Raw genomic sequence first — 14,933 nt, 5'->3', positions numbered from 1 at the left:
AACCAGCATGCGCATCGTCTGTATAGGGGGCGGCCCGGCAGGGTTGTACTTCGGGTTGTTGATGAAGGGCCGGAACCCATCGTATGAAGTCACGGTCGTCGAGCGCAACCGTCCCTATGACACGTTTGGCTGGGGCGTCGTCTTCTCCGACCAAACCCTCGGGAATCTGCGCTCCGCAGACGCGCCCAGCGCCGACGCGATCCTCGACGCCTTCAATCACTGGGACGACATCGAGATCAATTTCCGCGGCCGGCAGATCCGCTCGTCAGGCCACGGTTTTTGCGGCATCGGCCGCAAACGTCTGTTGAATATCCTGCAGGCACGCTGCGAAGAACTGGGCGTGAAGCTGGTTTTCGAAACCCAGGTAACGGACGACACCGTCTACGAAGCCGATCTGATCGTCGCCTGCGACGGCCTCAATAGCGTCGTCCGCCAGAAGTACGCGGCAACCTACAAGCCCAGTATCGACGTGCGCGATTGCCGCTTCGTCTGGCTCGGCACCAAAAAATTATTCGACGCCTTTACCTTCGCCTTCGAGGAAACCGAGTTCGGCTGGTTCCAGGCGCACGCCTATCGCTTTGACGATCAGACCTCGACCTTCATCGTCGAAACGCCGGAACACGTGTGGCGCGCCGCCGGTCTCGACGAAATGAGCAAGGAAGACAGCATCGCCTTCTGCGAAAAACTGTTCGCGAAGTACCTGGACGGCCATCCGTTGCTCTCGAATGCCGCGCATCTGCGCGGTTCGTCGCAATGGATCCGCTTCCCGCGCGTGGTCAACGAGGAGTGGGTGCACTGGCGCAGCAACGCCGATGGCACGCACACCCCGATCGTATTGATGGGCGACGCGGCGCACACCGCGCACTTCTCGATCGGCTCCGGCACCAAGCTCGCGCTTGAAGATTCGATCGAACTCGCGAACAGCATGGGCGCGCATCCCGGTGATCTGCCGGCCGCGTTGAAGCACTACACCGACGTGCGCAGCATCGACGTACTGCGCATCCAGAACGCCGCGCGCAATTCGACCGAGTGGTTCGAGCACGTCGACCGCTACACATCGTTCGAACCGGAACAGTTCGCGTATTCGTTGCTCACACGCTCGCAGCGCATCTCGCACGAAAACCTGCGCGAACGTGACGCAACTTATCTGTCCACCTTCGAAGACTGGCTGGCCCACCGCTCCGGCATCGACCGCGCACCGGAAAGGCATTCTGTCCCGCCGATGTTCACGCCGTTCAGGCTTCGCGGCGTCACGCTGAAAAATCGCGTGGTCGTCTCGCCGATGGCGCAGTACTCCGCGGAAAACGGCATTGCCGGCGACTATCACCTCATGCACCTCGGCGCCCGCGCCATGGGCGGCGCGGCGCTGGTGATGACGGAAATGACCTGCGTGTCGCCCGAAGCACGCATCACGCCGGCCTGCCCCGGCATGTACGCGCCGGAACATCTCACCGCATGGAAGCGCATTGTCGATCTCGTGCACCATCAGTCAGACGCGAAGATCGGCATGCAGCTCGGCCACTCCGGCGCCAAAGGATCGACGCGTGTTGCATGGGAAGGCATCGATCAGCCGCTAGCCGAAGGCAACTGGCCCCTCGTTTCCGCCTCGCCGCAACAATATCTGCGCGGCGTCAGCCAGCATTCGCATGAAGCCACGCATGAAGAACTGCGCGAGATCGAAGCGCAATTCGTGCGCGCCACGCAAATGGCCGAGGAAGCCGGCTTCGACTGGCTCGAACTGCACTGTGCGCACGGCTATTTCCTCTCGAGCTTTCTGTCGCCATTGACCAACCAGCGCACGGACGAATACGGCGGTTCGCTGGAGAACCGTCTGCAATATCCGTTGCAGGTCTTCCACGCAATCCGCGCGGTCTGGCCGCAAGACAAGCCCATTTCCGTGCGCATTTCCGCGCATGACTGGGTCGAAGGCGGCACCACGCCCGACGACGCCGTGCAGATCGCCCGCGCGTTCAAAGCGGCGGGCGCGGACATGATCGACGTATCGTCAGGCCAGGTCAGCAAGGAAGAAAAGCCCGTGTTCGGCCGCATGTTCCAGACCCCGTTCGCCGATCGCGTGCGCAACGAAGCCGGCATCGCCACGATCGCGGTTGGTGCGATCTCGGAAGCGGATCACGTCAACAGCATCATTGCGGCGGGCCGCGCCGACCTGTGCGCGATCGCGCGTCCGCATCTGGCGAATCCGTCGTGGACGCTGAATGAAGCCGCGAAGATCGGCTATTTCGACGTGATGTGGCCGAAGCCGTACACGGCCGCCAAATCGCAACTGGAACGCAATCTCGAACGCGAACGCGCTCAGGCCGCGGCGAATGCGGGCCTGTCGCCGCAGGAACGCGCCCAACGCGCGGAGGGAACCACGTGAATACGTCCACCTCGACACTAGCCGGACAGCACGCGGTCGTCACCGGCGGCGGCAGCGGCATCGGCGCGGCGGTGGCCGAAGCGCTGCTGCGGGCCGGCGCGCGCGTCACCTTGATGGGCCGCAGTCCACAACGTCTCGACGCGCAACGGGAGAAGTTGAACACGCTCGGCGACGTCGCCTGCATCAGTGCGGATGTCACGAATGAAGACGCTGTCACGGCTGCATTCGCTCAAGCCGGTGCAATCGACATCCTCGTCAACAACGCGGGGCAGGCGCAAGCCGCGCCGTTTACACATACCGACATGACGCTCTGGCAGCGCATGCTCGACGTGAACCTCACCGGTGTATTCCTTGGCACGCGCGCTGTCTTGCCGGGCATGCTCGAACGCGGTCATGGCCGCATCGTCAACGTGGCGAGCACGGCGGGACAGATTGGCTATGCCTACGTCGCCGCTTATTGCGCCGCGAAACACGGTGTGATCGGTCTGACACGCTCGCTCGCGCTGGAAGTGGCCACGAAAGGCATCACCGTCAACGCGGTGTGTCCCGGTTACACCGAGACGGAACTGCTGCACGCGTCGCTCGAACAGATCACCAGCAAAACCTCGCGCACCGAACAACAGGCGCGCGAAACGTTGCTGCGCTCGAATCCCCAACATCGCTTTGTCAGTCCCGAACAGGTTGCGAATACCGTGCTCTGGCTCTGCCAATCCGGCTCGGACGCCATTACGGGCCAATCGATTTCCATCTCCGGGGGAGAGGTAATGTGACCAAGTCACCGAACATCAAGAAGCCTGCCGCAGCAGACCTCAAACCGCAGCGCAAAGGTGTGGCCAAACCCGCGGAGAACGTCGTGGACCTGGAAATGAGCACCGGCGCCGACAGTCACATGGGACTGCGCTTGTGGCTGCGCATGCTGACCACCACCAACCTCGTGCAAGCGGAGCTGCGCAGGCGTCTGCGCAACGAATTCGATACCACGCTGCCGCGTTTCGATCTGATGGCGCAACTCGAACGTCACCCGGAAGGACTGAAGATGACCGAGCTGTCGCGCCGTCTGATGGTAACGGGCGGCAACGTCACCGGCATTACCGATCAGCTCGAAAAAGAAGGCCTGGTGTCGCGCGATACCGATCCAAACGATCGCCGGTCTATCAGCGTGTGTCTCACACCGTCAGGGCGAAAAGCGTTCGACAAGATGGCGGTGGCGCACGAGCAATGGGTCGTCGAGATGTTCGGCGGCCTGAGCCTCGACGAAAAATCGCGCACGCATCAGCGCCTGGGCAAACTCAAGAAACATCTGCTCGACAGTCTGAAAGACTGATCCGCACCGAAACCGGGCAACCATCTTGCATGGGAGACACTCAATGACACGATCCAACGCCGACGCATTGCTGGCAGGCAACCGCGTGACGCTCGCGGGATACGAGGCGCGGCACTTCGGCTGGGCCGTCGCCGGCAAAGTGGCGACAATCACGCTGAACCGCCCGGAACGCAAGAACCCGTTGACCTTCGAATCGTATGCGGAGTTACGCGACCTGTTCCGGCAGCTCGCGTACGCAACCGACGTGAAGGCCGTGGTAATTCACGGCGCGGGCGAGAACTTCTGTTCCGGCGGCGACGTGCACGACATCATCGCGCCGCTGATCGATCTGCCGATGCCGGAACTGCTGCTCTTCACGCGCATGACCGGCGATCTCGTCAAAGCCATGCGGCACTGCCCGCAGCCGGTGATTGCCGCGGTCGACGGCGTATGCGCCGGTGCGGGCGCAATCCTCGCAATGTCGTCCGACATGCGGCTCGGCACGGCACGCAGCAAGCTCGCCTTCCTGTTCTCACGCGTGGGGCTCGCGGGCTGCGACATGGGCGCGTGCGCGATCCTGCCGCGCATCATCGGTCAGGGGCGTGCCGCCGAGTTGCTGTTCACCGGCCGTTCGGCGAGCGGCGACGAAGGCCACGCCTGGGGTTTTTACAATCGTCTGTGCGAGCCGGCGGCGCTCCTCGAAGAAGCTCACAAGCTCGCCGCCGATCTGGTCGCGGGCCCGACCTTCGCGCACGGCATCACCAAGAAGATGCTGCACCAGGAATGGAGCATGAGCATCGATGAAGCGATCGAGTCCGAAGCGCAAGCGCAGGCGATCTGCATGAGCACGCGTGATTTTGAACGGGCCTATAGCGCGTTTGCCGCGAAATCGCGGCCGGTGTTCGAGGGAGACTGAGTTGAGCGCTAATAACACGAACGATCTGCATAGCGCATTGGCGTGGCCCTTCTTCGAGCCGCGTCATCGCGAACTGGCCGCGGGTATCGAGGCATGGGCTCGCGCGAACCTCGCACACGTGGAACACGGTGATGTCGATGCAAGCTGCCGTCATCTGGTGCGCGAACTCGGTGCGGCGGGCTGGCTGAAATACGGCGTCGGCGGCGCGGCGTATGGCGGCCATGGCGACACCATCGACACGCGCGCCGTGTGTCTCCTGCGTGAAACGCTGGCGAAACATTCCGGTCTCGCGGATTTTGCTTTGGCCATGCAAGGGCTCGGTTCGGGTGCGATCTCGCTCGGCGGCACGCACGAGCAGAAGACCCGCTACCTGCCGCGCGTCGCTAACGGCACGGCGATCGCCGCGTTTGCACTGTCGGAACCAGAGGCCGGATCGGATGTGGCCGCCATGGCGCTCTCCGCTCGCGAAGACGGCGACGCCTATGTGCTCGACGGCGACAAGACCTGGATCTCCAACGGCGGCATCGCCGATTTCTATGTGGTGTTTGCCCGCACCGGCGAAGCACCAGGCGCACGCGGCATCACCGCGTTTATCGTCGATGCCGATACACCCGGGCTGGAAATCGCCGAACGTATCGACGTCATCGCGCCGCATCCGCTCGCGCGCCTGCATTTTGCGGGCGCACGCGTGCCGCGCAGCCAGATGCTTGGCGCACCCGGCGAAGGTTTCAAACTCGCCATGCGCACGCTGGATATTTTCCGCACCTCGGTGGCTGCGGCTTCACTGGGCTTTGCCCGTCATGCGATGGCCGAGGGTCTCGCGCGGGCGTCGTCGCGCAAGATGTTCGGACAGACACTCGGCGATTTTCAGCTGACGCAAGCCAAACTTGCGCAGATGGCCCTGACGATCGACAGCAGCGCGTTGCTGGTCTATCGCGCCGCCTGGTTGCGCGACCAGGGCGAAAACGTCACGCGTGAAGCCGCCATGGCGAAATGGCACGCGAGCGAAGGCGCGCAGCAGGTGATCGACGCCGCCGTGCAACTGTTCGGCGGCATGGGCGTGCAAAGCGGCACCGCCGTCGAGATGCTGTACCGCGAGATTCGCGCACTACGCATCTACGAAGGCGCGACCGAAGTGCAGCAGTTGATCATCGGCCGCGATGTGTTGAAGGCGCACGCGGCCGCTCTCCAGGACAACGCGACATGAGCACGACATTCGAACGGCCCGTGCGTATTCGCTTCTCGCACTGCGACCCGGCGGGCATCGTGTTCTTCCCGCAATATCTGGTGATGACCAACGCGCTCGTCGAAGACTGGTTCAACGACGGCCTGCAAGTCGACTACGCGCAGATGATCGCGCAGCGCCGCATCGGCTTGCCGATCGTCAAGCTCGACTGCGAGTTTTCGCGGCCGAGCCAGATGGGCGAAACAATCACGCTGTCGCTGAACGTCGCTGCTATCGGGCGGCGCTCCATCAGCATCGAGATCGTCGGCCATTGCAACGGCGAAACGCGCTTTCGCGCAAAACAGGTACTGGTCACCACCTCGCTGCAAAGCGGTCAATCCATCGACATCCCCGCCGACATCGCGAGCGCACTCGCCATGTTTGCTCCACAGTCCGACTCCATCGAGGCGCAACGCTCATGAAAAAAGCTCTTCTCCCCGAAGGTTGGCTCAAGCCACGCGGCTACGCGAACGGCGTCGCGGCAACCGGCACGCAAGTGTTTATCGCCGGCCAGATCGGCTGGGACGAACAGGCGCGGTTCCAGACTACCGACTTCGCCGCCCAGGCCGTGCAGGCGCTCAAAAATGTCGTGGCCGTCCTGCACGAGGCGGGGGGCACACCCGCGCACCTGGTGCGCATGACCTGGTACGTCACCGACAAACGTGAATACCTCGCCGCGCTGAAAGATATCGGCCGCGCATTTCGCGATCTGATCGGCGATTACGACATTGCGATGAGCGCGGTGCAGGTGGTCGCGTTGATCGAAGACGAGGCCAAGGTCGAGATCGAAGCCACCGCCGTGATCCCCAATTAGGCAGATCAAGCACAGCAGGCAAGTTAGACCCACCACGCCAACCGAAGCGCATTCAGCCGGCTCAACGCCCGGGAGACCATGATGGAACCGTCAGCACACGTCGATACCTTCGCGCGCGACCACCTTCCGCCGCAGGATCAATGGCCCGTCTTACTGCTCGATAACCCGGACGTGGCCTACCCGGCCCGCTTCAATTGCGCGACCGAACTGCTCGACAGGACCATCGAAGCAGGCCATCGCGATCATCCCGCCATCTGGTCCGAAGTGGACGGCCAACCGCAGGCAACGACATACGGCGAGCTGCTGGCGCTGGTCAACCGCAGCGCGAATGTGCTGGTCGACGAAATGGGTTTGCAGCCCGGCAATCGCGTGCTGCTGCGTGGGCCGAACAGCCTGCACATGGCGGTGACGGCGCTTGCCGCGCTCAAGGCCGGCCTTGTCGTCGTGCCGACCATGCCGCTGCTGCGCGCCAAGGAACTCAAGCAGATCATCGACAAGGCGCAGGTCAGCGCGGCATTGTGCGATGCCCGTCTAACCGATGAACTCGCGCGCTGCAGCGATCCTCATGACGCGTTCTATTGCGCTGGCCTGAAGCAGACGCGCCTGTTCCACGACGACGCTGCCGATTCGCTCGATACCCTCGCGATCAACAAGCCGGACCACTTCACTGCATGCGACACCGCCGCCGATGATGTCTGCCTGATCGCCTTCACCAGCGGCACAACAGGTGCGCCGAAAGGCTGCATGCACTTTCATCGCGACGTGCTGGCGATGTGCGATCTGTTTCCGCGCCACGTGCTGAAACCATCGTCGAGCGATATTTTTTGCGGCACGCCGCCGCTCGCGTTTACCTTCGGCCTCGGTGGCCTGCTGTGTTTTCCGCTGCGCGTGGGCGCATCGACGGTGCTGATCGAACGGCTCACACCGGAAACCTTGCTGCAGACCGTCGAGCGTTTTCATGCGACCGTGATGTTCACCGCACCGACCTTCTATCGGCAGATGGCGCCGCTGGCCGTGCGCCACGACATTTCCAGCTTGCAAAAAACCGTGTCGGCGGGCGAAGCGCTGCCCGATTCGACGCGGCGCCTATGGCACGACGCAACCGGCATCGAAATGATCGACGGGATCGGCGGCACCGAGCTGATCCACATTTTTATCTCGGCACAGGGCGACGAGATTCGCCCACATGCCATCGGCCGCGCTGTGCCGGGTTACATCGTGCAAGCCGTGGACGACGCCATGCAACCGGTGCCGCCCGGCACAATCGGCAAACTCGCGGTGCGCGGGCCGACCGGCTGCCGCTATCTCGCCGACGAGCGGCAAACAACATTTGTTCGCGACGGCTGGAATCTGCCAGGTGATTCGGTCTATCTGGACGAAGACGGCTACGTGTTTTATCAGGCGCGCGCCGACGACATGATCGTCTCCGCTGGCTACAACATCTCCGGCCCGGAAGTGGAAGGCGTGCTGATGCAGCATGACGCGGTGGCCGAATGTGGCGTGATCGGCGTGCCGGACGAAACACGCGGGCAGATCGTCAAGGCATTCATCGTGCTGAACCCGGGTTACACGGCCGACGACAAACTGGTCGCGCAACTGCAGGATTTCGTGAAAAATAGCGTGGCGCCCTATAAATACCCGCGCGTCATCGCTTTTCTCGACGCGCTGCCACGCACCGAAACCGGCAAGCTCAAACGCTTCGCGTTGCGTACGCTCATGTAGCCCCTCGTGTAGCCCCTTTTCCTGCAGGAGACACACCGCATGGCCGCCTCATTCATTGAAGTCGGCGGGCGACTAGAGTCCCGCCTCTCGTGAACATCCCTATGATGTGACACTCCACAGGCCAACGTCCCTCGACCCATGCTGACTGTCCATCATCTGAACAACTCCCGCTCACAGCGCATTTTGTGGTTACTCGAAGAGCTCGGCGTGCCCTACGAAATCAAGCTTTATCAACGGGACCCCAAAACGATGCTGGCGCCGCCCGAGTTGCGCGCGGTGCATCCGCTCGGCAAGTCGCCCGTGATTACCGACAACGGCCAGACCATCGCCGAATCGGGCGCCATCATCGAGTATCTGGTGGACAAGTACGGCGAGGGCCGTTTCGCGCCGGCACCGGGCACGCCCGCGCGGCTGCGCTATACGTACTGGCTCCACTATGCGGAAGGCTCGGCGATGCCGCCGCTGCTGCTGAAGCTGGTGGCATTGCGCATCGCCAGCGCGCCGATGCCCTTCTTCGCCAGGCCGATCGCGCGCAAGATCGCCGCGACGCTGCAATCGAGCTTCATCGACCCGCAATTGAAGCTGCACCTCGGCTATATCAACAAGGAACTGAGCGCGAGCGGCTGGTTCGTCGGTAACGACTTCACGGCGGCAGACATTCAGATGAGCTTTCCGCTCGAAGCCGCCACCGCGCGCGGCGGCATGGAAGGCCAGATTCCGGCAGTGGTCGACTTCCTGAAGCGCATCCACGCGCGGCCCGCTTATCAGCGGGCGCTCGAGCGCGGCGGCAAGTACGAGCTTCTGGGCGGCGATTGACCGACGCGCCGCCCAGGAATTCGTAGTTGTGGCTTAAAACTGGCGGGTGTTAGACTGAAAAACCCCATTGCCGTCAACGAGTTGCCGATCGCGTTGCCAACGTCGCGCCGAGCGGCGGCACGTTCGGTATCCGATCGAGCGCGGCGAAGGAGCACCCCTGCATGACCCATTCCATCCACGGCAACCAACGCTGGCTGGCACTGATCGTTCTGTGCCTCGGCGTGCTCATGATCGTGCTCGATACAACGATTGTGAACGTCGCGCTGCCGTCAATCGCGGCAGACCTCGGCTTCAACGAGACCTCGCTGGTGTGGGTGGTCAACGCCTACATGCTCACCTTCGGCGGCTGCCTGCTGCTGGGCGGCCGGCTCGGCGATCTGTACGGCCATCGCAAACTGTTCCTCGGCGGCATCACACTGTTCACGCTGGCGTCGCTCGCATGCGGCCTCGCGAACTCGCAGGCGCTGCTGGTATGCGCGCGCGCCGTGCAGGGGTTAGGCGGTGCAATCGTCTCAGCGGTTTCGCTGTCGCTGATCATGAACCTGTTCACCGAGCCCGGCGAGCGCGCCAAAGCCATGGGCGTGTATGGCTTCGTCTGCGCGGGTGGCGGCAGCATCGGTGTGTTGCTCGGTGGACTGCTGACGAACCTGCTGAGCTGGCACTGGATCTTTCTCGTCAACCTGCCGATCGGCATCGCCGTGTACGCGCTGTGCGTCGCGCTGTTGCCATCGGCGCGCGGGCATGCGCATGGCGAGCGGCTCGATGTCGCCGGCGCGGTGACGATCACCGTTTCGCTGATGCTGGCCGTGTACGCCGTCGTCAACGGCAATGAAGCCGGCTGGGGTTCGGCACAGACGCTCGGCATGCTGTTCGCCGCGCTGGCGCTGCTGGCTGTGTTTCTCGTCATCGAGGCGCGCGTACAGCATCCGTTGATGCCGCTCGGCCTGTTTCGCTTGCGCAATGTCGCGACGGCAAACGTGGTCGGCGTGTTGTGGGCGGCGGCCATGTTCGCGTGGTTCTTTATCTCGGCGCTGTATCTGCAGCGCGTGCTCGGCTACCGGCCATTGCAGGTGGGGCTCGCATTTCTGCCGGCCAATCTGATCATGGCGTTTTTCTCGTTGGGCCTATCGGCGCGTGTGGTGATGCGTTTCGGGGTGCGTCTTCCGCTTGCCGTGGGCCTGCTGGTCGCGGCGGGCGGACTCGCTCTGTTCGCTCGCGCGCCGGTCGGCGGCAGCTTCGTGCTCGACGTCATGCCGGGCATGATTCTGCTCGGCTTCGGCGCGGGCATTGCCTTCAACCCGATGCTGCTGGCCGCCATGAGCGATGTCGATCCGAGCGATTCGGGGCTCGCTTCGGGTATCGTCAATACGTCGTTCATGATGGGCGGCGCACTCGGTCTGGCGGTGCTGGCAAGTCTCGCTGCCGCACGCAGCGAGGCATTGCAAGCATCCACAAGCGCGGTGGCCGCACTCAATGCCGGTTATCACGTGGCGTTTCTGTTCGGCGCGATCTTCGCGGCAGCGGCGGGCATTCTTGGCGGTTTGCTGTTGCGCCCCGGACAACCGCGCGGCGCTGGCGCATCAGCCGACGCGCACGGTCACGGCATGCCGGCCGCTCAGGCGCATCCAGGCGCCACCGGCACCAAGCCCGCCACGGAAAACTACTGACCGGTTCTGCAAAACCGCAAGCGCGATCAAATGCGCCGGTTCATGGCTAGCTATGCTGGCTTCATGCTGACATGAGAGCCGATATGAATCCCGTTGGAAAAGCGCTCTGGTTTATCGAAAGCCATTTCGCCCGCGAGCTCACGCTCGACGACATCGCCGACTGTGGATGCGTGTCGCGCTTCCACCTGGCGCGCGCGTTCGAAGCGGCGACCGGGTTTTCGGTGATGCGCTATGTACGTGCGCGCCGTTTGAGCGAAGCCGCACGTCGGCTGGCCGACGGCGCGCCGGACATCCTGACAGTCGCCATCGACGCCGGATACGGTTCTCATGAGGCATTCACCCGCGCGTTTCGCGAGCAGTTCGGGCTCACGCCTGAGGCGCTGCGCGCACGTGGCCAGCTCGACAATCTCGCCCTCATGGAGCCGATCAAAATGGACGAAACGCTTCTCACGCATCTCGAACCGCCGCGCTTTGAAGAAGGCACAGCATTTCTCGTCGCGGGCCTGAGCGAACGCTATACCAGCGAAACGTGCGCCGCGATTCCTTCGCAGTGGCAGCGCTTTGGCGACTACTTCGGCAAAGTGCCGGGCCAGCTGGGCAACGTGGCGTATGGCGTCTGCTACAACGCCGACGACGCCGGCAATATCGACTATTTGTGCGGCGTGGAAGTCAGCGATTTCTCGGCATTGCCCGCCGAACTGAGCCGCTTGCGCATTGCCCCGCAACGTTATGCGGTATTTAGCCACCGCGAGCACATCTCGACCATTCGGCGCACCTGGAACACGATCTGGAATCGGTGGCTGCCGGCGTCGGGCCATCTTCCCGCGGATGCGCCGAACTTCGAACGCTATGACGAGAAATTCGATCCTGTCAGCGGCATGGGTGGCCTGGAGATCTGGTTGCCGTTGAGGGCATGAATAGCCCACTCGGCTGTCACGGCGATGCACGCGCCCGGTGCGCTGCCGGTAGTCCCACATCATTATCTGCACCAGCTCAGGAAGCGCCAAACGTTTGCTGCGTGCATGCCTGAACACCGCATGCCGGCGCATCAACCCGGCCCGATGTTTGCTCTTATGTAGTCACAGCATTGCAAACAACCGGGACCAGGCCATGTCGAATCCGCTTGAAATCGTCGAGCTGACGCATCACGTCAAAAAGCTCGCAACGGGCAAAATTTCCGATATCAACGACATTAATCGCGAAACCACTTTCCTCGCGCTGAACGCCTTGATCGAAGCGGCGCGCGCCGGCAACGCGGGGCGCGGCTTTGCGGTCGTGGCGAATCAGGTCAAGCAGGTGTCGGCACGAATCGGCGAAATCACTACGGTGCTCAATCGCGAACTCGCGGGTTCACTGAACAAACTGACCGACCTCGGCGACAGCATGATCGAACGGCTGCGCTCGCACGAAGGCCAGCGTTGCGCCGATCTCGCGTTGAATATGATCGACGTGATCGACCGCAATCTGTACGAGCGCTCGTGCGATGTGCGCTGGTGGGCCACGGATTCCGCCGTGGTCGATTGCCTCGCTCATACGAATGCCGAAACACGGGCGTATGCATCGCGCCGTCTGTCGGTGATTCTCGACAGCTATACGGTCTACCGCGATTTATGGATTATCGATGCGTCGGGCAACGTAGTCGCGAACGGGCGACCGGATCGGTACACGGTGCATGACCGCAATGTTGCTGACGCGAGCTGGTTCCGCGAGGCGATGAAGACGTCTTCGGGCGCGGACTTTGTTGCGGGCGATATCGAGGCGCTACCGCTTCTCAAGCATGCGCATGTCGCGACCTATGCGACGGCGATTCGCGAAGACGGTGCGGTCGACGGCAAACCGCTCGGTGCGCTGGTGATCTTTTTCGACTGGGCGCCGCAAGCGTCGGCCATCGTCAAAGGCGTGCGGCTCACAGAGGAAGAATGGCGGCACACGCGCTGCATGATCGTCAATGCAGCGCATCGCGTGATCGCGAGCTCGGACGATAAAGGCGTGCTTGACGAACTGTTTCGTCTGAATACCGATGGCCGGCAGGCGGGCTTTTATCAGTTGACGGATGGGCGCACTGTGTCGTTCGCTGCTACTCCGGGTTACGAGAGCTATCGCGGCCTGGGGTGGTATGGGGTGATTGTGCAATCGGCGGTGGGATGAGGCTTCCTTTGAGCGCATGGTGTGGTGCGACCACGCCTACGTCTGCGAGCAGCCGCTATACCGCAACGGCCACGCGCGCCTGTTTGTCATTGCGGCAGACGCGCCCGAACGACATCGCATCGAGACGCTCACCTTTATGTGGCTCTCGCGCGCTAAAGATAGGTAACTCAAAACCAAGCAGGTCAACGCCTGCTTTTCATGTCGAATATATATGCAAAACTAAACTTATGCGGCTTCCCCCGTTGGAGGCGACAATGCCCCAGCGGCTTCCTGAACCGCCCAGGGCATCTACTCCACCAGGCTCTAGGGTCGTGGCCCGGCGGAACCGTCGCAGTTCAGACCGTTCTGTCCCGCTTCGATCGGCGACGCGACCTCGCGTGCGCGCTTCTCATCCGCCGAGAACACGTCTGCGCGGCTCAATCAGACGGTAACCGCTAGAATTGCGGCTTTAGCCCGGAATACGCCAATGTCTTTTGCCTCGCTTGGCCTGATCGATCCCTTGCTGCGTAATGTGCAGGACCTCAATTACCAGACACCTACGCCGGTGCAGGCCAAGGCGATTCCTGCTGTGCTCAGTGGCAAGGACGTCATGGCTGCGGCGCAGACCGGCACTGGCAAAACGGCGGGTTTTGCGCTGCCCCTGTTGCAACGACTGGTGCAACACGGTCCGGCGGTGTCCAGCAACCGCGCGCGTGTTCTGGTGCTGGTGCCCACGCGTGAACTGGCCGAACAGGTGCTGCAAAGCTTTATCGTTTACGGCAAAGGCCTCGACTTACGATTTCTGGCCGCCTACGGCGGTGTGAGTATCAACCCGCAGATGATGACGTTGCGCAAAGGCGTGGATGTGCTCGTTGCCACGCCGGGCCGTTTGCTAGATCTCCATCGCCAGAACGCAGTGCAGTTTGATCAAGTACAAACGCTGGTGCTGGATGAAGCCGACCGCATGCTGGATCTGGGCTTTGCGCGCGAACTCAACGCCGTCTTTGCTGCGTTGCCCGCTCAGCGCCAGACCCTGCTGTTCTCTGCCACGTTTACCGATGATATCCGCGCCATGGCGGCGGGCATTCTGCGCGGCCCGGTCAATATCAGCGTCAGCCCACCCAATGCCACGGCCAGCAGGATCAAGCAGTGGGTGGTGACGGTGGATAAAAAGAACAAGCCTGACCTCTTCATGCACCTTGTGGCTGAGAACAACTGGAAGCACGCGCTGGTGTTCGTCAAAACCCGCAATGGCGTGGATTACCTGGCGGCCATGCTGGATGAAGCGGGCTATGCGGTCGACACCATCCACGGCGACAAACCGCAACCCGCGCGCCTGCGTGCGCTGGAGCGCTTCAAGACAGGCGAAGTCCATATGCTGGTGGCCACCGATGTAGCTGCGCGCGGGCTGGATATCGACGACCTGCCGCTGGTGATCAACGTTGATCTGCCGATCGTGGCGCAAGACTATGTGCACCGTATTGGCCGTACCGGCCGCGCGGGCGCCAGCGGCGTGGCGGTGTCCCTTGTATGTGCCGATGAGGCGCCGCAACTGGCCGCGATTGAAGCGCTGATCCGGCAGACGCTGCGCCGTGAAGAAGAGCCGGGTTTTGAAGCCGAACACCGCGTGCCGCAAACTAGCGCGACGGGCGAGATCATCAAGAAACCCAAAAAGCCGAAGAAGCCCAAAGTGCCGCAAGCTGCGCCGGGCGCCATGCAGGTGCTCAGCAATAAACCGCGCCCGCAAAGTGGCGAAAACAAACGCAAGCCCGCGGCGCAGCGCGCTGTGGCCGCGGGTAAAGGCACAAGCTTGTCCAGCGGTAGCCCATTCAGCGTGCAAAAGCCACGCAGCAAACCCGCCAGCAAGCCAGTTGCGGATTCACGTAAGCCGGCTGGCAAACCCGCTGGTGGCCGCGGCAAACGCTAAACCTGATCAGTGGGGATGGGTAACGCCAGCCCTGGA

General features: G+C 62.6%; 13 protein-coding genes. All 13 read left to right on the top strand.

The window, feature by feature from the left end; translation table 11 throughout:
- Nucleotides 1-7 precede the first annotated feature (7 nt).
- The 13 genes from PQR27_RS33615 to PQR27_RS33555 all read left to right on the top strand — a co-directional run bounded on the left by PQR27_RS33615 (nt 8) and on the right by PQR27_RS33555 (nt 14,897).
- On the top strand, nt 8-2,380 hold the full coding sequence (locus PQR27_RS33615; protein WP_408527850.1) for a bifunctional salicylyl-CoA 5-hydroxylase/oxidoreductase: 2,373 nt from the start codon (nt 8-10) through the stop codon (nt 2,378-2,380).
- Nucleotides 2,377-3,150, top strand: coding sequence for an SDR family NAD(P)-dependent oxidoreductase (locus PQR27_RS33610; RefSeq protein WP_408527849.1), 774 nt, complete (start codon nt 2,377-2,379; stop codon nt 3,148-3,150). Before PQR27_RS33615 ends, PQR27_RS33610 begins: the two co-directional genes overlap by 4 nt.
- A complete protein-coding gene (locus PQR27_RS33605) occupies nt 3,147-3,704 on the top strand; it encodes a MarR family winged helix-turn-helix transcriptional regulator (RefSeq protein WP_408527848.1) in 558 nt (185 codons plus the stop codon). The genes PQR27_RS33610 and PQR27_RS33605 overlap by 4 nt, the downstream gene beginning before the upstream one ends.
- A gap of 43 nt (nt 3,705-3,747) precedes the next feature.
- Nucleotides 3,748-4,599, top strand: a complete 852-nt coding sequence (locus tag PQR27_RS33600; protein ID WP_408527847.1) for an enoyl-CoA hydratase family protein — start codon at nt 3,748-3,750, stop codon at nt 4,597-4,599.
- Nucleotide 4,600: 1 nt separating this feature from the next.
- Entirely contained in the window at nt 4,601-5,806 is a 1,206-nt protein-coding gene (locus PQR27_RS33595) for an acyl-CoA dehydrogenase family protein (protein ID WP_408527846.1), read from the top strand.
- Entirely contained in the window at nt 5,803-6,246 is a 444-nt protein-coding gene (locus PQR27_RS33590) for an acyl-CoA thioesterase (protein ID WP_408527845.1), read from the top strand. The genes PQR27_RS33595 and PQR27_RS33590 overlap by 4 nt, the downstream gene beginning before the upstream one ends.
- Entirely contained in the window at nt 6,243-6,638 is a 396-nt protein-coding gene (locus tag PQR27_RS33585; protein ID WP_408527844.1) for a RidA family protein, read from the top strand. Before PQR27_RS33590 ends, PQR27_RS33585 begins: the two co-directional genes overlap by 4 nt.
- Nucleotides 6,639-6,719: 81 nt before the next feature.
- Complete coding sequence (locus tag PQR27_RS33580) at nt 6,720-8,360, top strand: AMP-binding protein (RefSeq protein ID WP_408528385.1); 1,641 nt, start codon at nt 6,720-6,722, stop codon at nt 8,358-8,360.
- A gap of 138 nt (nt 8,361-8,498) precedes the next feature.
- Nucleotides 8,499-9,176, top strand: a complete 678-nt coding sequence (locus PQR27_RS33575; protein ID WP_408527843.1) for a glutathione S-transferase — start codon at nt 8,499-8,501, stop codon at nt 9,174-9,176.
- A gap of 161 nt (nt 9,177-9,337) precedes the next feature.
- Nucleotides 9,338-10,843 (top strand): DHA2 family efflux MFS transporter permease subunit, encoded by a 1,506-nt coding sequence (locus PQR27_RS33570; RefSeq protein ID WP_408527842.1) that lies wholly within the window; start codon nt 9,338-9,340, stop codon nt 10,841-10,843.
- Between the two features lie 83 nt (nt 10,844-10,926).
- Nucleotides 10,927-11,760 carry an AraC family transcriptional regulator gene (locus PQR27_RS33565; protein WP_408527841.1) on the top strand — a complete coding sequence of 278 codons (834 nt, stop codon included), beginning with the start codon at nt 10,927-10,929 and terminating at the stop codon, nt 11,758-11,760.
- A gap of 169 nt (nt 11,761-11,929) precedes the next feature.
- Nucleotides 11,930-12,991: a methyl-accepting chemotaxis protein gene (locus PQR27_RS33560; RefSeq protein ID WP_408528384.1), complete on the top strand. Its 1,062-nt coding sequence runs from the start codon at nt 11,930-11,932 to the stop codon at nt 12,989-12,991.
- 466 nt (nt 12,992-13,457) lie between these two features.
- Nucleotides 13,458-14,897 (top strand): DEAD/DEAH box helicase, encoded by a 1,440-nt coding sequence (locus PQR27_RS33555; protein WP_408527840.1) that lies wholly within the window; start codon nt 13,458-13,460, stop codon nt 14,895-14,897.
- The last annotated feature ends 36 nt before the right edge of the window (nt 14,898-14,933 follow it).

Origin of the sequence: Paraburkholderia fungorum (assembly GCF_046027215.1) — a bacterium.
Classification (GTDB): domain Bacteria; phylum Pseudomonadota; class Gammaproteobacteria; order Burkholderiales; family Burkholderiaceae; genus Paraburkholderia; species Paraburkholderia fungorum_D.
This window is presented reverse-complemented; position numbering and strand designations above follow the sequence as displayed.